20 protein-coding genes are annotated in these 24,120 nt (G+C 38.0%); 5 read left to right on the forward strand and 15 right to left on the reverse strand.

The window, feature by feature from the left end:
• Positions 1 to 88 precede the first annotated feature (88 nt).
• On the forward strand, positions 89 to 1,282 hold the full coding sequence (locus tag A3EE_RS0101370; RefSeq protein WP_018341628.1) for an MATE family efflux transporter: 1,194 nt from the start codon (positions 89 to 91) through the stop codon (positions 1,280 to 1,282).
• Here the strand turns inward: A3EE_RS0101370 and A3EE_RS0101375 are convergent.
• The 7 genes from A3EE_RS0101375 to fumC form a co-directional block, all read right to left on the reverse strand.
• Complete coding sequence (locus A3EE_RS0101375; protein WP_018341629.1) at positions 1,279 to 2,211, reverse strand: NAD(P)H-dependent flavin oxidoreductase; 933 nt, start codon at positions 2,209 to 2,211, stop codon at positions 1,279 to 1,281. The genes A3EE_RS0101370 and A3EE_RS0101375 overlap by 4 nt on opposite strands.
• Before the next feature lie 229 nt (positions 2,212 to 2,440).
• Complete coding sequence (locus A3EE_RS0101380) at positions 2,441 to 3,955, reverse strand: GH3 auxin-responsive promoter family protein (protein WP_018341630.1); 1,515 nt, start codon at positions 3,953 to 3,955, stop codon at positions 2,441 to 2,443.
• A 5-nt stretch (positions 3,956 to 3,960) separates the two neighbouring features.
• Entirely contained in the window at positions 3,961 to 4,698 is a 738-nt protein-coding gene (lptB, locus tag A3EE_RS0101385) for an LPS export ABC transporter ATP-binding protein (RefSeq protein ID WP_018341631.1), read from the reverse strand.
• Between the two features lie 4 nt (positions 4,699 to 4,702).
• Positions 4,703 to 6,424, reverse strand: a complete 1,722-nt coding sequence (gene recJ / locus A3EE_RS0101390; RefSeq protein WP_018341632.1) for a single-stranded-DNA-specific exonuclease RecJ — start codon at positions 6,422 to 6,424, stop codon at positions 4,703 to 4,705.
• Positions 6,425 to 6,538: 114 nt separating this feature from the next.
• Positions 6,539 to 7,816 (reverse strand): DUF2130 domain-containing protein, encoded by a 1,278-nt coding sequence (locus tag A3EE_RS0101395; protein ID WP_018341633.1) that lies wholly within the window; start codon positions 7,814 to 7,816, stop codon positions 6,539 to 6,541.
• A 147-nt stretch (positions 7,817 to 7,963) separates the two neighbouring features.
• Positions 7,964 to 8,539, reverse strand: a complete 576-nt coding sequence (locus A3EE_RS0101400) for a hypothetical protein (protein WP_018341634.1) — start codon at positions 8,537 to 8,539, stop codon at positions 7,964 to 7,966.
• A gap of 185 nt (positions 8,540 to 8,724) precedes the next feature.
• Complete coding sequence (fumC, locus tag A3EE_RS0101410; RefSeq protein WP_018341636.1) at positions 8,725 to 10,113, reverse strand: class II fumarate hydratase; 1,389 nt, start codon at positions 10,111 to 10,113, stop codon at positions 8,725 to 8,727.
• A 180-nt stretch (positions 10,114 to 10,293) separates the two neighbouring features.
• Between fumC and A3EE_RS0101415 the strand changes: the two genes are divergently transcribed.
• Both A3EE_RS0101415 and A3EE_RS0101420 read left to right on the forward strand, forming a co-directional pair.
• Positions 10,294 to 10,704 carry an FKBP-type peptidyl-prolyl cis-trans isomerase gene (locus A3EE_RS0101415; protein ID WP_018341637.1) on the forward strand — a complete coding sequence of 137 codons (411 nt, stop codon included), beginning with the start codon at positions 10,294 to 10,296 and terminating at the stop codon, positions 10,702 to 10,704.
• Positions 10,705 to 11,202: 498 nt separating this feature from the next.
• Positions 11,203 to 11,613, forward strand: coding sequence for an FKBP-type peptidyl-prolyl cis-trans isomerase (locus A3EE_RS0101420; protein WP_018341638.1), 411 nt, complete (start codon positions 11,203 to 11,205; stop codon positions 11,611 to 11,613).
• 49 nt (positions 11,614 to 11,662) lie between these two features.
• Here the strand turns inward: A3EE_RS0101420 and corA are convergent, their stop codons facing one another.
• Positions 11,663 to 12,772 (reverse strand): magnesium/cobalt transporter CorA, encoded by a 1,110-nt coding sequence (gene corA, locus A3EE_RS0101425; protein ID WP_018341639.1) that lies wholly within the window; start codon positions 12,770 to 12,772, stop codon positions 11,663 to 11,665.
• Positions 12,754 to 13,221, reverse strand: a complete 468-nt coding sequence (locus A3EE_RS0101430) for a hypothetical protein (RefSeq protein ID WP_018341640.1) — start codon at positions 13,219 to 13,221, stop codon at positions 12,754 to 12,756. Before A3EE_RS0101430 ends, corA begins: the two co-directional genes overlap by 19 nt.
• Before the next feature lie 148 nt (positions 13,222 to 13,369).
• On the opposite strand from A3EE_RS0101430, the gene A3EE_RS0101435 reads away from it, so the two are divergent.
• Positions 13,370 to 16,603, forward strand: a complete 3,234-nt coding sequence (locus tag A3EE_RS0101435) for a WD40 domain-containing protein (RefSeq protein WP_018341641.1) — start codon at positions 13,370 to 13,372, stop codon at positions 16,601 to 16,603.
• Between the two features lie 164 nt (positions 16,604 to 16,767).
• Here A3EE_RS0101435 and A3EE_RS0101440 read toward each other — a convergent pair whose 3' ends face one another.
• Together A3EE_RS0101440 and A3EE_RS0101445 are read right to left on the reverse strand one after the other, a co-directional pair.
• Positions 16,768 to 17,301, reverse strand: coding sequence for a DUF4468 domain-containing protein (locus A3EE_RS0101440; RefSeq protein ID WP_018341642.1), 534 nt, complete (start codon positions 17,299 to 17,301; stop codon positions 16,768 to 16,770).
• 271 nt (positions 17,302 to 17,572) lie between these two features.
• Positions 17,573 to 18,097: a gamma carbonic anhydrase family protein gene (locus tag A3EE_RS0101445; RefSeq protein WP_018341643.1), complete on the reverse strand. Its 525-nt coding sequence runs from the start codon at positions 18,095 to 18,097 to the stop codon at positions 17,573 to 17,575.
• A 220-nt stretch (positions 18,098 to 18,317) separates the two neighbouring features.
• On the opposite strand from A3EE_RS0101445, the gene polA reads away from it, so the two are divergent.
• A complete protein-coding gene (gene polA, locus A3EE_RS0101450; protein WP_026209531.1) occupies positions 18,318 to 21,161 on the forward strand; it encodes a DNA polymerase I in 2,844 nt (947 codons plus the stop codon).
• 4 nt (positions 21,162 to 21,165) lie between these two features.
• Here polA and A3EE_RS0101455 read toward each other — a convergent pair whose 3' ends face one another.
• From A3EE_RS0101455 to A3EE_RS0101470, 4 genes are all read right to left on the reverse strand, one after another.
• Positions 21,166 to 21,576 (reverse strand): hypothetical protein, encoded by a 411-nt coding sequence (locus A3EE_RS0101455; protein WP_018341645.1) that lies wholly within the window; start codon positions 21,574 to 21,576, stop codon positions 21,166 to 21,168.
• Between the two features lie 76 nt (positions 21,577 to 21,652).
• Complete coding sequence (locus tag A3EE_RS0101460) at positions 21,653 to 22,615, reverse strand: PorP/SprF family type IX secretion system membrane protein (RefSeq protein WP_018341646.1); 963 nt, start codon at positions 22,613 to 22,615, stop codon at positions 21,653 to 21,655.
• A 227-nt stretch (positions 22,616 to 22,842) separates the two neighbouring features.
• Positions 22,843 to 23,799, reverse strand: coding sequence for a PorP/SprF family type IX secretion system membrane protein (locus tag A3EE_RS0101465; RefSeq protein WP_018341647.1), 957 nt, complete (start codon positions 23,797 to 23,799; stop codon positions 22,843 to 22,845).
• A 72-nt stretch (positions 23,800 to 23,871) separates the two neighbouring features.
• Positions 23,872 to 24,120 (reverse strand): T9SS type B sorting domain-containing protein (locus tag A3EE_RS0101470; RefSeq protein ID WP_026209532.1); only part of this gene is annotated, 249 nt, incomplete at its 5' end.

Below are 24,120 nucleotides of genomic sequence, written 5' to 3' on the forward strand. Positions count from 1 at the left end.
TTGTTCATAAGAAAAAAATACTCCTACTACAGAATTCAACAAATTCAACTTAACTTCACTTTATCGTCCTTCTGTTATATATTTATCTATGCTTAAAAAAATATCCTTAACGTTTTTTTCAAAATTAACGAATGCCGTTTTGGGATTTTTAAATGCTATACTCATTACACAATTTTTAGGTGCTGAAGGAAAGGGAATCACAACTTTACTTGTAACCAACTTAAGTTTGTGCCTGTTGTTTTGCCAGGTCATTGGCGGCAATTCAATGGTGTACCTCTCATCCCGTTTACCTACATCTGTATTGCTTGTCGCAAGCTATCTATGGACAATTGTAGTATCTGTTTTATTAACGGCTATACTTTACTTTATTGGTATGTGTCCATCACAATATTTTATTGAATTGATTGTGATAAGTATTTTATTTTCCTTATTTCATGCACACTTATTTATATTATTGGGCAACGAAAATACAATTCTGTTCAATTTGCTAAGCCCTCTGCCGCAGCTGTTACAGGTTGGTGCTGCTGTAATCTTATTCATACTACTTCAGATCCATAACATAAACACCTATATCTTTAACCTCTATTTTATTTTTGCTGCGGGCTATCTCATTTCCCTGATTTTTATACTTCCTAAACTCTCCGGATTTAAAATGCCGGATAAAGAAACATTCCGTACGCTATGGAAATACGGAAGCAAAGCACAGACTTCAAATATTTTATTTTTCTTCAACAGCCGATTGTTCTTCTATTTGCTGGGTTATTATTTTATAAAATCAGAAGTGGGGATTTATTCTGTAGGCATTATGATCATTGAAGCTGTTCTGTTAATTGGCAACAGTTTTTCATTGATGTTGTATTCAAAAATTTCTAATACAGTATCTGCAACTGAACAGCTTTCACTTACAAAAAAGTATGTGCTTATAAGTTTTATCTTTACTGCGTTCGCTTTGGCTGTTATTGCATTAATACCTGCTGATGCATACGCCATTTTATTCGGACAGGATTTTTATTCCATTAAAAAAATTGCTCTGTATTTATTCCCTGGCACTCTTTTACTGAGTACGTATTATGTGACCAGTTCTTATTTCAGCGGAACAGGAAAATATCAATATAATAATTATGCAGTTGGATTGGGATTAGGTATTAGTGTTGTTGGAGGATTGCTTTATATTCCTTCGGGCGACCTACTAGCAGCAGCATCTGTTACATCAGCTGCTTTCAGTGCAATAGCACTATTCAGTCTATACCGATTTTATAAAGAAGTGAAAATTATTGGTTAAATACTTTTGCGCACGCGTTCAAACTCTTCCCAAATATCTTTTACTATAGTTCCTGCAGGTTTAATCTCTTTCAATTGCGCACTCACTTGCCCGATCTCTAATTCACCTTCGTTTAAATCGCCTTCAAAAATTCCTTTTTTAGAACGGCCTTTATTTAAGATGTTTTTCAACTCATCTGCAGAAGCACAATTTGTTTCTGCTTGTTGAACTTGCTCGTAAAAAGCATTCTTGATCAAACGAACCGGCGTTAATTGTTTTAATGTTAAAATGGTCTCTCCTTCAACAGAATCCACTACACGTTGTTTGAAAATTTCATGTGCCGAAGATTCTTCGCTCACTGCAAAAGCAGAACCGATCTGGACTCCTTCTGCACCCAATGCAAATGCTGCAGCCATGGCTCTTCCCGAACCAATTCCACCCGCGGCTATTACAGGAATTCGTATTGCATCAGACACCGCCGGAATCAAACACATGGTTGTTGTTTCATCTCTTCCATTATGGCCGCCCGCTTCAAAGCCTTCTGCAACAATGGCATTCACACCAGCCTGCTGTGCTTTCAAGGCAAATTTTGTACTTGACACAACATGTACAACGATAATACCAGCTTCTCTTAATTTAGCCGTATACGTTCCCGGATTTCCTGCTGAAGTAAAAACGATTTTAACTTTTTCTTCCAGTATAATTTTTATATACTGATCAATATGTGCGTACAACAACGGCAAATTAACACCAAAAGGTTTATCTGTTGCAGCCTTGCATTTTTGTATATGTTCGCGCAATACATCTGCAGACATTGAACCTGCGCCGATCAAGCCCAGGCCGCCGGCATTGCTTACAGCCGAAGCCAAACGCCAGCCGCTGCACCAAACCATACCTGCCTGAATGATGGGATATTTAATATCGAAGAGTCCTGTGATTCTGTTTTGCATAACTTAAGAAATTCCAAATAGCAAAATACAAATAACAAACGGGGATGGCAAGATGTTTAAACTGGTGGTTGGCAGTTTACGCAATTAATTGCAAACGTGAATTTATAATTTCGATGCGTAAACGTGCCGAACCATGGCGACTCTTCTGCCGTGGTTCGGCACGTTTAAATGCGGGTATAATTATTTGATGATGAATGCTTGTTCATTTAAACTGCCAACCACGTGCTCCCTACAAACACTTCGTCAATATCTCTTCCAGATAATCTCTTGTATTAGATAATCTAGGAACCTTGTGTTGTCCGCCCAGCTTGCCTTTCAGCTTAAGCCATTTATAAAACGTACCTTCGGGAACGAAATGTATCGTTGGCAACAGCAATGCCATGTCTTTATAGCGCTTTGCTTCGTAATCCGAATTCAGCTCTTTTAAAAATTGGTCGAGTAAAATAACAAACTGATTTTTATCTGCTGGCTCTGTTTCAAATTCAATGATCCATTCATGTCCGCCTTTATTTTCATTGTTGAAATAAATCGGACCGGCTGTAAAATTAGCTAATACAGCATTGGTCTGCTCACATGCTTTCGCAATTGCCATCTCCGCATTTTCAATCACAAGCTCTTCACCAAATACATTGATATAATGTTTGGTACGACCGGTAATTTTTATTCTATACGGAACAACAGAAGTAAATCGTACTACGTCACCTACGTTATAACGCCACAGTCCGCTGTTGGTAGATATTACAAGTGCATACGATTCATTCAGCTGAACCTGATCCAATGTGATTGTTTTCGGAAACTCCGAATCAATTTGATCGATCGGAATGAATTCATAATAAATTCCATGATCCAGATACAGCAATAAATCGTCTCTGCTTAAATCATCCTGTACTCCAAAAAATCCTTCGGATGCATTGTATGTCTCCATATAATGAACCTGATCGGATGGTAGGAATTTTTTAAAAATAGATTTGTATGGATGAAAAGAAACAGCGCCGTGAAAGAAGCATTCAAAGTTTGGCCAGATCTCCAATATATTTTCTTTGCCGCTTTTTTCAAGTATGTATTCTAAAAGCAATACTGCCCATGTAGGTACACCCGACAAATTGCTTACATTTTCTTTCGAACATTCTTCCGCAAGTCTATCGATCTTTGCTTCCCATTCATTCATCAATGCTGTTTGAATAGACGGTGTGCGTGCATACTGTGCCCAGGTCGGAAGATTCGCCATGATCACAGCAGAAACATCGCCGATCTGAGAATTACTTCTATATGGATTTGGTGAACACGAACCGCCCACCGCTAACGATTTCCCCTGAAACAATTTGCTTTGAGGCACATTATCAAAATACAAGGTCAGCAAATCTTTGCCGCCTTTATAATGACAATCTTTCAATGATTCTTTTGAAACAGGAATGAATTTACTTTTGGCATTTGTTGTGCCTGAAGATTTTGAAAACCAATGAATATCAGAATGCCAAAGGACTTGTTGTTCACCTTTTAAACAACGTTCGATCCACGGGTAAAAATTTTCATACGTTGAAACCGGAACTTGCTGTGAAAACTGTTCTTTGGATATAATGTCTTTATAGCCATGCGTTCTTCCCCATTCTGTTGAAGACGCCTGTAGTAAAAGATTTTTTAATAAACGTTCTTGCGTTTCAACTGGATGTTCCATAAACCCTCGAATGTTTTTCATTCGTTGATTCATGAATTGTTTAATCGCAAAATTAAAAACTGGAATCATGCAGATTAAATTAATACTTTTCTGCGGAATTGGAAATGCTGACCTAAGTATACGCGACGCACAGTTTCGTCTTCGGCTAATTCTTCTGCAGTTCCTGACCGTAAAATTTTTCCTTCGAACAACAGATAGGCTCTGTCAGTAATAGAAAGTGTTTCGTTTACGTTGTGATCTGTAATTAATATGCCGATATTTTTATTTTTTAAGCGGGCAACAATGGTTTGAATTTCTTCTACAGCAATCGGATCTACGCCTGCAAAAGGTTCATCCAGCAATACGAACTTAGGATCTACTGCAAGTGCGCGTGCAATTTCAGTTCTTCTGCGTTCTCCGCCCGACAATACTTTGCCTAAATTTTTGCGCACATGTGTCAACGAAAATTCTTCCATCAACGATTCAACTTTTTCTTTTTGCTGCGCCTTTGGCATATCCGTCATTTCCAACACTGCACCGATGTTATCTTCTACGCTAAGTTCTCTGAATACAGAAGCCTCTTGTGCAAGATAGCCTAAGCCTTTGCGCGCACGTTGGTACATTGGTAAATTGGTAATGTCTTCATCATCCAGATACACACGGCCGGTATTTGGTTTGATCAAACCAACGATCATATAAAAACTTGTTGTTTTACCTGCGCCATTCGGACCAAGTAACCCAACAATTTCACCTTGCTTTACATTCACAGAAACGTCGTTCACTACCAAACGGTTTTTATATTTTTTGATCAGATTGTCGGCCCCAAGTATCATAAAATCAGTTTCTGTCTTTTATAAATTGAATGTCACGAATCATAAGCTGAATCGTTTTTTTGCCATTGAATTCGTTTTCTTCTAAGGAATAACAAATGTCAAATGGTTCTTTATTTTTTATACGGTCATAAAATGCGTGCATCTGCCACCCGATTGCAGGGTAAGTTACAGAATCTTGCTGACGAATGTTCAATTTTAGATGTTTGTCTTTTAAGATTCTGCTGGTACCATCGTCAACAACATTTCTGGAGACAAAGATTGGCTGCATGTTTTGCGGACCAAAGGGTCCCATTTGTCGTACAATATTGAAGAAACGTGAATCGATTTGATTTAAAGGTAAGTCTAAATCAATGGAAATCATTGGGATAAGCTGCTCTTTCCGAATGGTAGCTGAAACTACTTCTTCAAACTTTACCCGGAAAGCATCAATGTTTTTTTCTTCCATTGTTAAACCGGCAGCATATTTATGTCCGCCGAATTGAATCAATAAATCCGAACATTTATCAATTGCTTCATACAAATCATAATCCGGTACCGACCGCGCCGAACCAGCAACTTTGCCGTTTGAATGCGTAAGAATGATTGTCGGACGATGATACTGTTCAATGCAACGTGATGCTACAATTCCGATTACTCCTTTATGCCAATCTTCCTTATACAACACCGTTGAACATGCCGTCTCTGCATTCACACTGCTTTGGATCATCCCAATAGCTTCCCCGGTTATGGTTTCATCAAACTCCCGACGAACCAGATTGTGATCGTTTACATTTTCTGCAAAGTTTGCTGCATCTGTTTTATTGGATGCAAGTAATAATTCAACGGCTGCAAAGGCATGATCAATACGTCCTGCAGCATTGATACGCGGACCAATAGTAAACACAATGGTGTTCACATCGATTGTTTTTTTCAATCCGGATACATCAACGATCGCCTGAATACCGGGACGCGGTGCTTCATTTAATTTTTGAATTCCAAAATAGGTGAATGTTCTATTCTCTCCGGTAATGGGTACGATATCCGAACAGATGCTGATTGCCAGGAGGTCCATCTGCTCAAATAATAATTCAGACGAATAGCCTGCACGGTCACAAAGTGCCTGCAGCAATTTAAACCCTACACCACAGCCCGATAATTCTTTGTAGGGATACTTGCAGTTTTTTTGTTTGGGATCTAAGATTGCAATAGCATCGGGAAGTTCATCCCCTGGATTGTGGTGATCGCAAATAATAAAATCAATGCCGAATGATTTTGCCAATGCAACCATTTCTACAGAGCGTATACCGCAATCTAAACTAACGATCAGCTTTGCATTTGTATCCCGTGCATGTTCGATCCCTGCTTTTGAAACACCATATCCTTCTTTGTATCTATCGGGTATGTAGTATTCAATATTGGTATAATAGTTTTTTAAGAAGCCATAGAAAACAGATACCGAAGTAGTGCCATCTACATCGTAATCACCATAAATTAATATGCGATCGTTTTTTTCAATTGCCTGCATGATGCGTGTAACAGCTTTATCCATGTCACGCATTAAAAACGGATCGTGCAATTGATCTAAAGATGGCCTGAAAAAATCTTTGGCTTCATCAAACGTTTCTATGCCCCGCTGAACAAGCATTACTGCAATGTATGGATTAACATTCAATGCTTTTGATAATGCTTTTGCTTTATCCTGCTCAGGTAGTTGTTTTGTGATCCAGCGTTTGATTTGAGTAGTCAATATTGCTATGCTTAACGCGAAAGGCTTAAAGCCTAAGGCTTGTGTGAACTTAAATTATAAAAATCGTATCGCTATCATAGACCTTCAAGGTTTTTAAAACCTCGAAGGTCTAACTTATTCCTCTAATAACAACTCATCATCGCTATCCAGCTCCAGTGCTTTGATTTCACTCACCGCGCTGCCCGCAATACCTCTGATCGACCCATACAAACCGGTAGTGCTTTCAATTACTTTGTCGATTTGTTTTTCACGTTCTTTCCAGATCTTTGTCATCGCAATCTTTTCTTTATTCAGCGCCAACTGCATGCTGGAGAAGGCTTCAACAATCGCTTCGATCTGCTGGCGGAATTCATGACCGGTTAAATACGAATATAACATCTGCATTTTTTCGCCTCTATTCTCTTCCGCACCTTTCGCTTCTGTTATTTTTATTAGGCCATCGCGCAATACATGTGATAGACCTTTGATCTGTTCAAACGTACAGATCCAAATGCCATCTTTGATACCGAAGGTCGTCATCTCTTTAGGCATCACGCTTGTAACCAACACCGCTATGCTGGCTTTTTGTCCACGCAGATCACCTTTTAATTTATCGATCCAGCCTTCGCTAAAAGCTTTCGTATTTTTTGCTTCGTAAATAATTGTGCCGCAATCCCTGCCTTGATTATTACGGACAGTTTGAATAATATCAGCACCGCGTACACCTTTACCAACTTCTTCGATCAGGTCAAACGGGAAACTCGTTTTTAATAATTCTTCTAAAAATAATTCCTGTGCTTCACCCTGCAGCTGCATAGAACCTTGCTCGGCTTTGCGCTTCATTTCATCTATTTGTCTGCGCAACTGTTCAAGCTGTACATCTTTCTCTCTGTTCTTTGCCTGATTCTGTTCATCTGCAGACTTCTGAATTTCTTCTGCCATTACTTTCTTCTGTTCCAGCATCTGCTTTTCAAAAGCCAGTTTCATTTCTCCTTCTACATCTTTGAGCTTTTGCTCGGCCCGCATCAATTCAACTTCTTTAATTTTTAGCTCTTGATTTTCTTTATTCTTTTTATCTAGATCAGCGCGCATGCTTTCAAACATGGTTGCGTTATCTTTCGAAACCTGTTCGTTAATCTGCTCACTTAATTGTTTACGAAGTTGCTGCTCAATTAAATTCTTTTCTTTAATCAGATTGGCCTTCATGGTTTCTTCCATCTGCGCTTTTTCAGCTACAAGATTCTTTTGAAGATTACGCAACTTCAATTCTGCTTCGTCTAACTGTTTTTTACGCTCATCTGCATCCTTCTGTACACGAACAGTTACTTCCGCTTCAATTTGTTTGGCAAGTGCTTGTTCCGCATGAAAATGATGGCCGCAGTTGGGGCAGGTGATTTGATTGATGGTGCTCATGATAAATAGGCAGAAATGATGTATAAAAATACAAAAAAGATCAGACAGATTCTGAACGGTTTATACACCAAAAATAGTCGGCTGGTGTATAAAAACAAAAGGCAACAGAATATGTTGCCTTTTGTTAAGAATATGGTGTTACCTGTATTACAGCGTTCCTTCAAGCGCGTCTTTCAGTTCAATACGTTTGCCGTCTTTGTATGCCACAACCCAGGCATCGCTCACGCCCATTTCACGTAAATACTTTTTGAAATTATCCGCTTCCCAATACGTAGCAAAAGCACCTAATGTATATTTTTTTGTGCCATCAGCATCTACTTCTCCGCTGAAGTTTTTATTGTTATCAAAGTACTTGCTCAGGTCTTTATTTTTGAATGCGCCGATCTGTACTTTATATACAATGCCTTTTGCTGCCATTGTATTCACCGGTACGTTTGCAGCAGCAGATGCTGCAGCTTGCTGTCTTTCTTCTTGTGCAGCCTGCGCAGCTTTTAATTTTGTATTTAAATCAGTTACCTGTGCTTTTAATACTTCATTTTCCTGCTTCAGTTTTAATACTTCCGTTGAAAGCGCATCTTTTTCTTCAACAAGTTGCTTGTATGATTCCGGTGTAAGCAGTTTTATTTTTTTAGCCCATTCTTTAGATTCCTCTTTTGTCATTTGTCCAAACGAAGAAATTGCCAATGAAATGATCAGCGCTAATGGTAAAAATATTCTTTTCATAATGGTATTCAATGATATGTATGTTGTAAATTATATTTTTTATTCGAGAAACAAAAATGGTTTTGCTGCTTTCAAAATCAAACTGCCGGATTTTATGCCGCTTATTCATGTTTCAATAAACCTGCAGCCTACTCATGCCTATCAAATGCATTGAATTTCAACAGGTTCTTTTCCTATTACGTAGATTAAACCATTTTGTTTGGTACAACCCAGGCATCAAAATCTTTATCGGTTACATAACCTAAATGCAGAGCAGATTCTTTTAATGTTACATTATTTTTATGTGCATACTTTGCTATCTGTGCTGCCTTATCATAACCAATGTGCGGATTGAGTGCTGTCACCAGCATCAGTGACTGTTCTAGATTATGCTGTATGTTGATCAGGTTGGGTTCGATACCACGTGCACAATGTTCATCAAAGGATACGCAGGCATCACCAAGCAAACGGGCCGATTGTAAAAAATTATATATAATTACGGGCTTAAATACATTCAATTCGAAATGACCCATTGATCCACCAATGCTAATCGTTACATCGTTTCCCATCACCTGGGCACAAACCATTGTTAGCGCTTCAACTTGTGTAGGATTTACTTTTCCGGGCATGATCGATGAGCCAGGTTCATTGTCGGGAATATAAATTTCACCAATGCCGCATCGCGGGCCAGATGCCAGCATCCGGATATCGTTAGCAATTTTCATCAGACTAACTGCAACGTTTTTTAATGCGCCATGTGCTTCTACCAATGCGTCGTGCGTTGCCAATGCTTCAAATTTGTTTGGCGCCGTAACAAATGAATCGTTGCTCAATGCAGCGATGTTCTTTGCCACCAGTTCTGCATAGTTCTTAGGGGCATTTAAACCGGTTCCAACAGCAGTGCCGCCCAAAGCGAGTTCGGATACATGAAGTAATGAGGTCTCAACTACTCGTATAGCATTGCTAAGCTGTGTTGTATATCCGGAAAATTCCTGACCTAATGTAATCGGTGTCGCATCCATAAAATGGGTACGACCAATTTTAACAATATCATTAAAAGATTCCGATTTACTTTTGAATGTGGCATGCAATTGCTTCAGCCCAGGCAGTGTTGTGTATTTTAACATCCGTATTGCCGCAATGTGCATGGCGGTAGGAAATGTATCGTTAGAAGACTGAGATTTATTTACATCATCATTCGGATGAATTTTTTTTGTTTCATCTAATAAGCTTCCTCCCAATAAAACATGTGCACGGTTCGCAATCACTTCATTGACATTCATATTTGTTTGTGTGCCCGAACCTGTTTGCCATACAACTAAAGGAAACTGATCGTCTAATTTTCCAGCTAAAATTTCATGGCATACTTCTGAAATAATCTGAGCCTTATCCTCAGATAGTACACCCAATTCCAGATTTGTCTGCGCAGCTGCTTTTTTTAAAATTGCAAAAGCATAGATCAATTCCACAGGCATGTGTGTGGATGCATTTCCAATTTTAAAATTATCAATTGAACGTTGTGTTTGCGCCCCCCAATATTTATCTGCAGGCACGTTTACAGAGCCCATTGTATCTTTTTCTATTCGAACAGCCATAAAGTATCTGGTATTTTAAGATGTATATTCAATATGACAACTTTTTTTGATAAATGGAACACTTTAGATGCTGGATTCAACTTGCTGAATCATGTTTAAAATACATTATTAAATGAATAACGAATTCAAGTTTTAACCGTAAACAGAAATATCTTAAGACCAATAAAACCGTATTTCAATATGAAAAAATCAATTATTACAGCATTAGCATGTATCGTTACATTATTTGTGAGCATGTCCGTTTCTGCTTCCGATACACTTGTTACAGCTAGTGGCATTAAATATGTTCGCATCAAAGAAGGTGATGGCATACATCCGCAACCCGGACAAACTGTTAAAGTAATTTATAGCAGAAAATCTTCAACGGGTAGAGTTGTTGAAACGAATGAAGGTGGAAAGCCATTTAAATTTCAAGTCGATAATCATGAAGTAATTCCCGGCTGGGACGAAGCGGTGAAGCTTATGAGTAAAGGTGAAAAATGGTATTGCATCATCCCTTCTGAATTAGGCTATGGTAAAAAAGGAGTTGAAGGAGTGATTGCTCCAAATGCCACTCTGTACTTTTATATCGAAGTGGTAGATATTAAATAACTTTCAACATGTCGGAGATGCACATAGGATCTATTTGGTATCTCCGACATGTTATACACTGAAAGATTTTTTATAAGGTACTGACCTTTCCATCTATGATACAGTTTTTTCATATAGGTGATGAACTACAACATCTATTGCCGAATCCCACGCTTGTATAAATTCTACATCTTTTATTGTTTCTTATTTCCCAGATCGAACAAATTCTGCAAGATGCCATTTGTATTCTTATAGTTTTTTGATGCTCTATGTACAATCCTGAATATTTTGAAGAATTTTTTTCATTAAAAGAATTCATCGTGCTCGTTAGAATTTACTGTAAATATTTAATTTACAGTAATTTAGGAAGGTTACTTTTTATATTTCGCATCCAAATATGACATTCATCATAATGTAAGATTTGATAAGTTAAAGGGTCATTAATAATTAACTATTGTTAAAATGTGTGCGTTTAAACATCTATATATAAGTTCAAACAGACAATAACACCCTTACGTTATGAAAAGCCTTCTATCAATAATCGTATTCACTGCAGTTTTGCTTCTAATCAGCACTTCCTCCCATGCTGCCCATGATACCTTAGTAACAGCAAGCGGTATAAAATATATACAAATTCAGGAAGGTGTAGGCGAGCGACCGACCAGTAATCAAAAAGTAAAAATAGTTTACTCCGTAAAATCTTCGAACGGAGATGTAATTGAATCAAACGAACTTTCGAAACCCTTAGAATTCAGATTAGATAAACATCAAGTCATTCCCGGAATAGAAGACATCGTTAAATATATGAATAGGGGCGAAGAATTATTTTGCATCATACCAGCCTATTTAGCTCATGGCGATAAAGGTAAAGGTGCCATTGATCCTCATACAACCTTGTATGTCTATATTCAAATTATAGACATTGAATAGCCTACTTTCTAAATAATTTGTATTAAAAAATGGTTGTAACATGATTTTGTTACAACCATTTTTTTCGTTGGAAATAAAACAGCATCGTTAGCGCCACCAATACACAGATTCCGATAACAACGTAATAGCCATTTTGCGCATGCAGCTCAGGCATGTTATCAAAGTTCATTCCATATAAGCCTGTAATAAATGCGAGTGGCATGAAAATAGTTGATATAACCGTCAGTACTTTCATAACACTGTTCATGCGATTGCTAACGGATGACAGATATACATCTACAATACCGGACAAGATATCCCGTGTCGATTCAACGGTTTCAATGACCTGTATGGTATGATCATACACATCGCGTAAAAAAGGCTTAACCGCCTCGCTTATCATCGAACACTCGTTGCGTTCTAATTTTACAATCACTTCGCGCAATGGCCAAACCGATTTGCGTAAATAAATTAATTCTCTCCTGAATTTATAAAGCTCTTTTAACTTCGCAGGGTCAGGGTCTGTTAACATTTGCTGTTCGATCGTCTCAAGCTTATCGCCAACATATTCCATAATTTCAAAATAATGATCAACTATCGTATCAAGTAAACTGTATAATAGATAATCAACATTCATCTTGCGCATTTTACCTTTATTTGCACGCAAACGCTCCCGATTGGGATTAAACACATCGCCTTCCTTATGTTTTTCCTGGAACGATAAAATAAGATTAGGTGCAACAACAAAACTCACCTGCTCCGAAAACATTCCATTTATTTTTTCATCATAGCGAATCATTTTTACCGTTAAAAAAAGGCAATCGTCGTAATCATCAAGTTTAGGTCGTTGCTCAGCACTGGCTATATCTTCCATCAACAGCGGATGTAAATTATACTTCTGCTCTATCTGACTTAATTGATCCGGATTATTCACGCCATCAATATTATACCAATAAACTTCTTCTGAGTCTTGAGAAGGAACAATCATTTCATCCACAGACGAAACAACTCCTTCCTCAAATCCTAATTCGTTGTATTTGATCAAATAGATGTCTGCAAACTCGTTTTTATCCGAATGCTCAAACCCACTCAATTCACCGGGCGAAAGTCCGGGCTTACGAAATTTATTTTTATTTTTATGACTCATTTTCTGCCAGCTATTTAAAAATTTCTTATCCATGGTCTGTTTGCTGTTATTTCTCCAAAATTCCATGGAATTGAAAATAATATAATCAATACTGCAATAGAAAACCAAACGGCAAGTGTTTTAAATTTTTGCTGATCCCGATCTTTCTTTTTACTCGTAATGGATGCAATGGTAATAAAAACCACAGCTGTAAGCATCATAAGCGAATGCTCCATTCCAAAGAATCGAAATTCTTTTTCATGAACCGCTTCCTTAAAATTATTGAAGAAATATCTTATGATCGGACTAATGCAATATAACACGATACCTAACATGGCCTGTATATGCACTGCTGATAGGGTTATAAGCCGAAGTGTATTGTCTGACTTTGTAAACGATTTATTTGAAAGCCATCCATAATAACTTCTGAAAAGTGTAATCAGAACAGTTGCCAATACAATCCATCGGATAAGCGAATGGGACGATAAAAGAAAGGAATACATACTAAATTAAATTTGCTTCTAGCGAAAATACTTGAAAGAATCTGCATTATGAATGCCTTGCTGCATTATTTATTCTGCAGGAATTTTTTCTTCTCTTCTTTTCAAATCTTTTCTCTAACTTACTTTATTGAAAAATTTATTTTACGTTATGAAACGATTCATTTCTGTGATTTTTGCAGTATCCGCAGGTTATACACTGCTAGCACAAACTGCTACTACAAAACTCGAAACTGTCATTCAAAAGGGGCACTCTGCTGCAGTGAAAGCTGTAGCCGTTAGTCCGAATGGTGAAATTGTAGCTACCGGTAGCAGAGACAAAAGTGTAAAACTCTGGGATAGACAAACAGGTATGGAAATACGCAGTTTAGTCGGTCACGAACATACCATCAACGCCTTATCTTTTAGTCCGAATGGGCAACTGCTTGCAACAAGCAGTGCGGATGGCACGGCACGGGTTTGGGAAATATTAACAGGCAAAGCAATTTTCACATCTCCTGTAAGTTCTAAATACATAACAGCTGTAGCATTTAATCCCGATGGAAAATCTTTTGCATACGGTGGTTATCCGGATTCTGTAGCCATCTATTCCATACCTGAAGGGAAATTGATAAAACGTATTGCCGTAAATGCAGATCAGGGATCGGGCTACGGTATCAGTCTTTCTTATAGTAGTGATGGTAATTGGTTGGCAATTGGTGAAGATGATAAAACAGCTACAGTCTATCGCACCAATAACTGGAACATCGTATATACACTGAAAGCACCTGGTGATGGATGGTGTGGCGGCTGCGGCACATTCGTTCGATTCTCTCCCGATAATAAATCATTATTCAAGCTTGCGCACAATGATAAATTAAGTCAATACGACATGACTACAGGAAAACTTGTTAAAACGTTCGGAGAAAACGTGGACGACTTGCGTGGACTGCTTGTAAGTAAAGATGGATTACATGTTGTTGCTGCAACAGATAGTATGGTTTATAACTGGTCAACAAATTCCAGCACGGTCACTTCTTTTAAATTGCCTTTCTACGAAACAATTAATGACTTGACATTTTCGCTAAATGAAAAAGAAATTCTGGCTGCTTCCGGAAATATGACTGCATTTGCAATGGATGCAACAACCGGAGAAATCATAAGAACATATAAAGGTGCTTTGCAGGAGCAGGATAAAGGCGGAATAGATTACAATGCCGATGATTACTGGCAATCCTACATAGCGCGTTACATCAGGTTGAAGAATGAATTGCTTTTAACGAAAGATGATAAAAATTTCATTACAGGAAAAACAAGTTTACATGCTATTCAATGGGATATTTCATCAGGCGCTCCGAATAAATTATACGATGGCCATACAAAAGCTGTTATCTGCATGGATCAATCTGCAGATGGAACTATAATGGCTACAGCCGATGCAGCCGGAGAAGTATTATTATGGAACACAAAAACAGGAACACTCATCCGCCGCATAAAAGCACATCGCGAACCGATTCTGGATGTAACATTAAGCAGAGATGGCAAAACCGTTGCAACCGGTGCATGGGATGCAAGCATTGGTGTATATGATGTTGAAACGGGTGAATTGAGTTCTGATATGTACCTCAAAGACAATTCCTGTTTTAGCATTTCTTTTACACCGAATGGATTGTATCTGCTTTGCGGACGCTTAGATAAATCATTGGAATTGCGCGAGCCCGATTCTAAAAAAGTTGTCCTCACATTGATCGGACATACCGATGTTGTTTCTTCGATTGCCTTTGGAGTAAACCCCAATAATGCATTAACGGCTTCATGGGACGGCACTGCACGTATCTGGGACGTTACAACAGGCATGATGATTCAGAAATTCAAAGGTGCGAAGGGAATGCTGCATGCTGCAATCTATAATGCCGATGGAAAAAAAGTTATCACAGGCGGCGATGACCGCACCATTCGTGTTTGGGATGCAACAACCGGACAAGTACTTAAAACATTGATCGGTCACCAGGCAGAAATTACTTCGTTGTCTTTAAGCAAAGATGGAAAGATGCTTGTGTCCTACAGTACAGACGGTGTTGTAAAATTCTGGAACCTTGAAAGCGGCACCGAGTTTTACGAACACGTGCACATCAGTTCCAGAGAATGGATGGCACGCACCCCACAAGGATACTTCAGTGCTACAGAACAGGCGCGTGCAGACATCCATTTTGTTAAAGGAATGACTGTATATTCCGTTGATCAATTCTTTGAATACTACAGACCTGATCTGATCAAAACTATATTTTTAAACCGCGGCGCTTCGCCAACAGGCATGGGTAATGGCGTAGATGATAAATTACAATTATCGCCTCCGCCTACCGTTAAAGTAGCTTGCATTCCCACCGAAGATGGTTTGTATACAACGGTCAACATAAAAGTAATTGACGAAGGTGGCGGTCTCGATGAATTGCGCTTATCTCACAATGGTAAAAATATGGCGGTGCAGTTAGATCCTTCAAAATTGATTCGAGGTAAAGGCAACAGTTATGTGTATACCATAAAAACTGCGCTCGTTAAAGGAACAAATCAATTCAGTGCCGTTGGAGTCAGCACGGGTAAAATTGAATCCGGCGTTGCGGTTGCTTCTGTATACTCTGAAAAAGCAGTGAGTGCTGCTGTGTGCCACGTTTTTGTAGTTGGCATTGACACGTATAAAAATCCTGCTTATACATTGAACTATGCGCGCGAAGATGCAGAGGCTTTTGCAGAAGCAATGAAAAAGAATGGCAGTGTGTTGTATCAAAAAGTTCAGATTCACGCTTTATACGATGCAGCCGCAACCAGATTAAATATATTGGATACTTTAACAAGTTTACAATCAAAAATTTCATTGAATGATGTGTTCATATTTTATTACGCCGGACACGGTGCAATGGTAGATCAGAATTTCTTTTTTATTCCTACTGAATGCACAAGTATGTATCAGGCTTCGGCAAATAATGCGTTGTCTGCTGAAGCGATGCAGGCAGGATTTAAAAACATTAAAGCGCTTAAACAAATCATCATCATGGACGCATGCCAATCAGGCGGATCGGTAGAGATACTTGCTATGCGCGGTGCAAATGAAGAGAAAGCTTTTGCGCAATTGTCACGTGGTGCAGGCATTCACGTACTTGCATCAGCAGGCAGTGAGCAGAATGCAAAAGAAATTGCTGAATTAAAACATGGTTTATTTACCTATGTGTTATTGCAGGCATTGAACGGCGCTGCCGACGGCGCGCCTAAAGATGGTAAGATTACAATCTATGAACTAAAGTCGTACTTAGATGATCAGGTGCCGGAATTAAACGCGAAGTTCAGTGGCAAACTTCAATTCCCATATACCTTTTCTAGGGGCAGTGATTTTCCGATCGTGTTAGAATAGACAGTGGTCAGGCTATCATTACTTAAGGCCTACGAAGCTTCCAATACTAAGACCGCATAAAACAAAGAGGTCTCGCTAAGTAAATAGCGAGACCTCTTTGTTTTATATTTAATGATAGTTAATAAGTACTGACCACTGTTTACTGACTACTATCTATTTTTCGTCTACCAGTCATCCTGAGTTTTAACATAGCCTTTAACCATAAATATTTTTAAGTCGGCTAATACTTTTTCAATTTCTACTTTGACTTGTGTAGTCGTTTCACCTTTATTCTGACTTGTCATCTTAGCATATGCCTGCTCCAATGGAACCTTTGTTTTTACACCGGAAGAAACTTTATAAAAATAAAAGTCAGTGATGGTAACACGGTACTTACCTTCCTTTTGATTCAAGGTAATGGTGTATGAAATATTATTTTGAGATTTATATTTAAAATCATAAGTAAGGTTTATGATAAAGTCTGCATTTGTCGCAACGGTATAACTTACTTTACTGTCAATGGTAAATGTCTCTATTTTGTAATAATGTGCCAACCAGCGTTTGCAACGGTCAAACATTTCATCACGGGAAATACTGTCTAATGGAATTGTTTCCTGCCATGTGATCTTATTTGTCAGTGGATCAATTGGCAAACCCGTTTGTGCATTTGAAAATAGGTTTAAACTAAAGAAAAGAGATAGTGCTACTAAATATTTCATACGTATGTGCTTTTGCTACATTAATGATACTACAAATATGAAGCCGATTCAAATTTAATAGAGAAAAAAGTCAAAAAAAATAAGGATGTCTCTCTATGAAGCCTCCTTATCTTATTCTATAAGTTGAATAGTATGTCTTACAGAATGGTTTTTATTTTCTGCATTTGCCGGGGGGATTAAAACTATTAAGATTGAATTTATCAAGCTTTAAAATATGTCTGATAAATCACTCTATTTACTCAATCATCTGATTTTTAAACTTTTTAAGCCTTTATTCATTTTCTTCCTTAAACCAGCCTGAATACATAATATAATTATTTGAAGTTCTTTCTACGAGTGTTTTAAATTTCTCCGGACTTAATTCTTTAACCTTTTTCGCCGGCACGCCTGCATATAAAGACCCGCTCTCAACCCGTGTACCTTCCAATAACACAGAACCTGCGGCGATAAGTGAGTTCTTTTCGATGTAACAGCCATCCATAACAATGGCACCCATTCCAATCAAAACATTCTCTTCAATTGTGCAGCCGTGGACAATCGCATTATGACCGATGGATACATTATCTCCAATTACAGTAGCATGTTTCTCAAATGAACAATGGATGCAAACGCCATCTTGAATATTGACCTTATTGCCTATCCGTATATAATTCACATCCGCTCTTACAACAGCATTAAACCAGACACTGCACTGTGCTCCCATCTCAACTTCGCCCACAATCGTTGCATTATCTGCAAACCAACAATTTTCTCCAAATACAGGAGCCTTACCTCGAACTGCTTTAATTAATGCCATACTTTCCTTTTATCAACTGCTTCCGGATAAAAATATGAAATATTTAGAAGTAGTTTACACAAATGATTCAATATCTGATTGGGGAAATGTAAATCTGTTATCTCTACATTTTATTGATTAAATTGAAATCTCAATTTGTGCTGATACAACTTCGTGTACATTAACATTCATTCATTGTTCTTACACTAAGAAATAACGGCTCGCTCTAACATACACGTACATGAAAAAATTGTTTTTATTGGATGCCATGGCACTGATTTATCGTGCCCATTTTGCTTTTAGTAAAAATCCCCGCATTACTTCTACCGGAATAAATACAGGAGCAGTATTCGGTTTTACAAATAGTTTACTCGAAGTTCTTCACAAAGAAAAGCCGACACACCTTGGTGTTGCTTTTGATTTGCAAGGCCCAACATTCCGTCACGAGAATTTTACAGAATACAAAGCAAACCGCCAGGAGCAACCGGAGGATATATCTATAGCAATACCTTATATCTACCGCTTGCTTGAAGGAATGAACATTCCTGTTCTGGGTGTTCCGGGTTATGAAGCAGATGATATTGTTGGTACGTTTTCAAAGATTGCACCACCGTTGGGCTTTGATGTATATATGATGACAATGGATAAAGATTATATGCAATTAGTAAATGAGCATGTATTCTTATACCGTCCGGCATATATGGGAAATGACATTGAAGTGTATGACATTGCTAAAGTATTAACGCGTTTCAATATTCAACATGTTGATCAGGTACGCGACATTCTAGGATTACAAGGCGATGCCGTAGATAATATTCCCGGCATACCTGGTATCGGAGAGAAAATTGCTCAGAAATTAATTGCTGAATTTGGTTCCGTAGAAAATTTAATTGCAAATGCGGATCAGTTAAAAGGTAAGCAAAAAGAAAACGTAGTGAATTTTGCTGCACAAGGTTTATTGTCGAAAGAGCTTGCAACAATCCATTGTGAAGTGCCGATTGTATTTGATGAAGAAAAACTGCGTTTAACAGAATATAATATTGAAGCACTCGATCAATTGTTTGATGAGCTTGAATTTAAAACACTAAAGAAGCGTGTATTGGGTAGTACTGCCGGAGCTCCTGTAGAAACTGAAAAAAAGACGGAAACAAAAAGTTCTGCTAAAAAAGCTGTTGCTGTTCAACAAACAGGACAGATGGGCCTCTTTGGAATGGAAGCTGTTGCCACTACGGAAGAAGTTTATGAAGATGGCGAAACAAAAGATTCAGTTGTCAGAGAATCCATTGATACAGTTGCGCACAATTATTATGCTGTTGAAAGCGAAGAAGAAATTATTCGCCTTACGAACATGATGCTGCTGCAGGAATCCTTTTGCTTCGATACGGAAACAACTTCACTAAATGCCATAGAAGCAGAGCTGGTTGGACTTGCCATTTCATTTAAAGAACGTGAAGCATACTACATTCCATTTCCTTCCGATCAAATTCAAACGCAAAAAATTTTAGATCTCTTACAGCCGGCATTTAATAAAAATACAATTACAAAAGTCGGACAAAATTTAAAGTATGATTTGTTGGTTTTGAAAAAATATAATTTCACGATCGTTGGTCCATTGTTTGATACCATGCTTGCGCACTATCTACTGGAACCTGAGATGCGTCACGGTATGGATTCGCTTTCGGAAGTATATTTAAACTATACTCCTGTTTCAATCGAACAACTCATTGGGAAAAAAGGTGTGAAGCAAAGTAACATGCGTGATGTAGAAATTTCAGCCATCAAAGAATATGCGGCTGAAGATGCAGACATTACCTACCAGCTTTATAAATTTTTCAATCCGTTAGTAAAAGATCAAAATCTAGAACCTTTATTCAACAATGTTGAAATGCCGCTAAGTGAAGTGCTTGCTGACATGGAACTGGAAGGAATCAAAATTGATACAAAAGCACTCCAGGAATTTTCTTCTTTACTGCAAACAGAAATTGTTGAAGTAGAAAAACAAATCTTTGAACATGCAGGTGTACAGTTTAACATCGCTTCTCCAAAACAATTGGGTGAGATCTTATTTGATCGTTTGAAGCTGGATCCGAATGCAAAGAAAACCAAGACGGGTCAGTATGCTACAGGCGAAGAAGTATTAACAAAGCTTGATACCGACCATCCGATCGTTGCAAACATTTTAGATTACAGAGAATTTCAGAAATTAAAATCTACCTATGTTGATGCGCTTCCTTTATTGATGGGCGCTGACGGTCGTGTGCATACTTCATTCAATCAGGCCGTTGCTGCAACCGGACGTCTAAGTTCTACCAATCCAAATCTGCAAAATATTCCTATCCGTACAGACAGAGGTAAAGAGATCCGAAGAGCTTTTGTTCCACGTGATAAAGATCATGTGATCTTCTCTGCCGATTATTCTCAGATCGAATTGCGCATCATGGCAGCATTCAGTAAAGATGAAAGTATGCTTACTGCATTTAAAAATGGCATTGATATTCACAGCACTACTGCAAGCAAAGTATTTAAGGTTGCGCTCGAAGATGTCACTTCAGACATGAGACGAAAAGCGAAGATGGTTAACTTTGGTATTATCTACGGCATCAGTGCCTTTGGTTTATCTCAACGTTTATCTATTCCACGCAGAGAAGCTGCAGAAATTATTGATGCCTATTTCACAGAATTTCCTGCCGTTAAAACATATATGGATGCTTGTGTCAACACAGCAAGAGAAGTTGAGTATGTTGAAACTATTTTAGGGCGAAGACGATTCCTAAGAGATATTAATTCACGTAACATGACCATGCGTGGCTTCGCTGAACGCAATGCAATCAACGCGCCTATTCAAGGCAGCGCAGCTGATATGATCAAAGTTGCAATGATCCGCATTCATGATTGGATGAAAAAAGAAAATTTAAAATCCAGAATGGTTTTGCAGGTGCATGATGAATTGTTGTTTGATGCACACAAAGACGAATTGGAATTGTTAAAAAAGAATGTTGAAATATTTATGAAAGAAGCCATTCAGCTTGATGTACCCATGGAAGTAGGTATGGGCGTTGGCGAAAATTGGTTAGAAGCACATTAATTGCTTATTCTTTCGATGTAAAATTGTCCAGCAGAATATGTATCTGTTGGACAATTTCATTTATAGGCATTAACTGTTCCTCTTCTGTGATATTCATTAAGCCATGATGTACACTTGCATTTCTGAATTCTTTAAGTGCTCTGAATCGAATCGCAGTCTCTGAATCAATTATATTTTTTTGATATGCCTTATCGATCAAAATCGAAAATTTAATTTTAGTGATCGTTTTGTACTCATTGTATAAAATATGACGCAATGTTTTTTCAACAATTAAGCTAGCCACCAAACGCGCCACAATAACCAAAGATGGTTTTGCTTTGGCTACTTCCAGCAAATCCTCAACAAGCACACACTCTTGCTTAATATCATCTACAGTGATGTCTTTAAAAGGCTTGGATAGCGACTCTTCTTTCATTTTATAAAATTATAAAAGAAAAGCATTCCAATACTATTGAAATGCTTTTTAAATCGAATTGACTCATTAATTAATTTTACCAAAAATTAGACGGGCAACGTTCTCTGATTTTATTTTTCAATCTATATCCGATAACAATTTCGTGTGAACCTCCAGTATACTTGTGAATATCACTTGTGATATAATCATAAGAATAACTTATATCAAACATGTTGTTAATAATCACACCTGCCATAGCTGCTACAGCATCTCTGTTTCTATATGAAACACCTGCCCATAAGAAATCTTTGTAACGAAGTTTTGCGTTGATGTCAAAGGACATTGGTGCCGGCGTAGTTGCTTTTATACAGAATGAAGGAATGAATGTGAAATCCCAGCCTATAGGTATTCTGTAACCTGCCATAATAAAATAATGCTTTGTCAATTGATAGTCTGTTTTCTGACCTGTTTGAGAAAATGTTATACTCGGCGCCAGCTGTGCCATAGATGCTCCTGCATAAAATTTATCTGAATAAACCCAGGCGCCTAACGTAATATCACCCATTCCTATTTTAGACATTCCATTTACCAATGGATCACTTGGATTTGCTGCATTTAATTTACTTCCATCTAATGTAAATTGATTGAAACCTCCCATTAAACCTAAAGAAGCAAATATCTTTTTTGAAACTTTCATGTGATACGAATAGGCTGCACTAACAGTAGTTGTAGTCGTTGGCCCAATCGCATCGCTCGTAATAACACCACCCACTCCATGAAAGCCGTATCTTTTGTTTCTGCTTCTATTATGTGTAACAAGGCTCTTGCCAATATTTCCATGTGCGCTTACATACATTGTACGTGGTGATCCATCAAATCCTGTCCATTGTTTGCGATACCCTGCACGAATGTCTGTATAGTCTTCTGTGCCTGATACTGCAGGATTAAGCAAAAATGGATTGATCATGTACTGTGTATATTGAGGACGCTGCTGAGCAAAAGTTCCGAATGCACTTGCTAAAAATACCGTCGAAAGTATGAAGTACCCTTTTAATTTCATTGCAATATATGTTTAACGATTTATACATATATGCCCCCGAATAATAAAAAGTAACTCACTAGGTGTAGTGAGTTTACAATTAAAAAATTAAAGTCTTCTACTGACCTTTATTGATAAGCTATACAGAAGCCAATAAAAAAGCGCAATACCTGAATAGGTGTTGCGCTTTTAAAAGGATTGAAATGTATTTTAATATTCACTGCCGAGAATTCACACGGCAATGTTTTTTACCAGAAGTTAGAAGGGCAAATAACTCTTCCTTGCGGACGTAATCTATAACCAATTACAATCTCATGAGATCCGCCAGTATATTTATGAATATCACTTGTGATGTAATCGTATGAATAACTGATGTCAAACATGTTGTTAATGATCACACCAACCATACCTGCCACAGCATCTCTGTTTCTGTATGAAACACCAGCCCATAGGAAGTCTTTGTAACGAAGCTTAGCATTAATATCAAATGACATCGGTGCAGGTGTAGCTGCTTTTATACAGAATGAAGGGATGAATGTAAAGTCATAGCCAACAGGTATTCTGTAACCAGCCATTATGAAATAATGTTTCGTTAATTGATAATCTGTTTTTTGACCTGTTTGTGTAAATGCAATGCTTGGCGCTAACTGAGCCATAGAAGCTCCTGCATAAAACTTATCTCCATAAACCCATGCACCTAATGTAATGTCACCCATGCCAATCTTTGACATACCGTTAATCAATGCATCGCTTGGATTAGCAGCATTCAGCTTAGCTCCATCCAAAGAGAATTGATTGAATCCGCCCATTACACCCAGGGAAGCAAATACTTTTTTAGATACTTTCATATGGTATGAATATGCCCCACTAAAAGTTGTTGTAGTAGTTGGTCCAATCGCATCATTTGTAACAATTGCACCAATACCATGGAAACCATTTTTCTTGTTTCTGCTTCGGTTGTTTGTTACCAAATGCTTACCTATGTTCGTATGTGCACTCAAATACATCGTACGTGGCGAACCGTCAAAGCCAGTCCATTGCTTACGATAACCTGCTCTCATATCTGCATAATCTTCTGTTCCTGAAACAGCAGGGTTAAGCAGAAACGGATTAATCATATACTGCGTATACTGAGGTCGTTGCTGAGCAAAACCTGTAAATGCGCAGGATAAAACCACAAACGCTGATAAATAAAACTTTTTCATTAACATCCTTTTTAAATTATTCTTAACTAAACTCTTAAAGTAATCCTAGTTGTCTAATTTTATTCTCTTTTCTTATTTTATAATCTGAACCCAACCTGTAAGCGGTTCATCGTAGATCTGGCTCTGAAGGTTGATGATGTAGAAGTACGTTCCATCCGGTAACACCTGTCCATTGCGGAAGTTCGTTCCATCCCAGTTCTTCGGATACCCTTCTGATTTCCATACCAGGTTACCCCAACGGTTGTAGATCTCAATGATACAATTCGGATACCCTTCGATGTTCTTAAGCTCCCAGTCATCGTTGTTGCCATCTCCGTTTAC

Source organism: Cytophaga aurantiaca DSM 3654 (genome assembly GCF_000379725.1).
Lineage (GTDB): Bacteria > Bacteroidota > Bacteroidia > Cytophagales > Cytophagaceae > Cytophaga > Cytophaga aurantiaca.

Coding starts and splice junctions, on each gene's coding strand:
- A3EE_RS0101445 (WP_018341643.1), bottom strand. CDS start 18,097: ATGGCATTAATTAAAGCAGTTCGAGGTAAGGCTCCTGTATTTGGAGAA.
- A3EE_RS0101400 (WP_018341634.1), bottom strand. CDS start 8,539: ATGAAAAGAATATTTTTACCATTAGCGCTGATCATTTCATTGGCAATT.
- A3EE_RS0101420 (WP_018341638.1), top strand. CDS start 11,203: ATGAAAAGCCTTCTATCAATAATCGTATTCACTGCAGTTTTGCTTCTA.
- polA (WP_026209531.1), top strand. CDS start 18,318: ATGAAAAAATTGTTTTTATTGGATGCCATGGCACTGATTTATCGTGCC.
- A3EE_RS0101415 (WP_018341637.1), top strand. CDS start 10,294: ATGAAAAAATCAATTATTACAGCATTAGCATGTATCGTTACATTATTT.
- A3EE_RS0101380 (WP_018341630.1), bottom strand. CDS start 3,955: ATGATTCCAGTTTTTAATTTTGCGATTAAACAATTCATGAATCAACGA.
- A3EE_RS0101395 (WP_018341633.1), bottom strand. CDS start 7,816: ATGAGCACCATCAATCAAATCACCTGCCCCAACTGCGGCCATCATTTT.
- corA (WP_018341639.1), bottom strand. CDS start 12,772: ATGGATAAGAAATTTTTAAATAGCTGGCAGAAAATGAGTCATAAAAAT.
- A3EE_RS0101430 (WP_018341640.1), bottom strand. CDS start 13,221: ATGTATTCCTTTCTTTTATCGTCCCATTCGCTTATCCGATGGATTGTA.
- A3EE_RS0101465 (WP_018341647.1), bottom strand. CDS start 23,799: ATGAAAAAGTTTTATTTATCAGCGTTTGTGGTTTTATCCTGCGCATTT.
- A3EE_RS0101455 (WP_018341645.1), bottom strand. CDS start 21,576: ATGAAAGAAGAGTCGCTATCCAAGCCTTTTAAAGACATCACTGTAGAT.
- A3EE_RS0101460 (WP_018341646.1), bottom strand. CDS start 22,615: ATGAAATTAAAAGGGTACTTCATACTTTCGACGGTATTTTTAGCAAGT.
- lptB (WP_018341631.1), bottom strand. CDS start 4,698: ATGATACTTGGGGCCGACAATCTGATCAAAAAATATAAAAACCGTTTG.
- A3EE_RS0101435 (WP_018341641.1), top strand. CDS start 13,370: ATGAAACGATTCATTTCTGTGATTTTTGCAGTATCCGCAGGTTATACA.
- A3EE_RS0101440 (WP_018341642.1), bottom strand. CDS start 17,301: ATGAAATATTTAGTAGCACTATCTCTTTTCTTTAGTTTAAACCTATTT.
- fumC (WP_018341636.1), bottom strand. CDS start 10,113: ATGGCTGTTCGAATAGAAAAAGATACAATGGGCTCTGTAAACGTGCCT.
- A3EE_RS0101370 (WP_018341628.1), top strand. CDS start 89: ATGCTTAAAAAAATATCCTTAACGTTTTTTTCAAAATTAACGAATGCC.
- A3EE_RS0101375 (WP_018341629.1), bottom strand. CDS start 2,211: ATGCAAAACAGAATCACAGGACTCTTCGATATTAAATATCCCATCATT.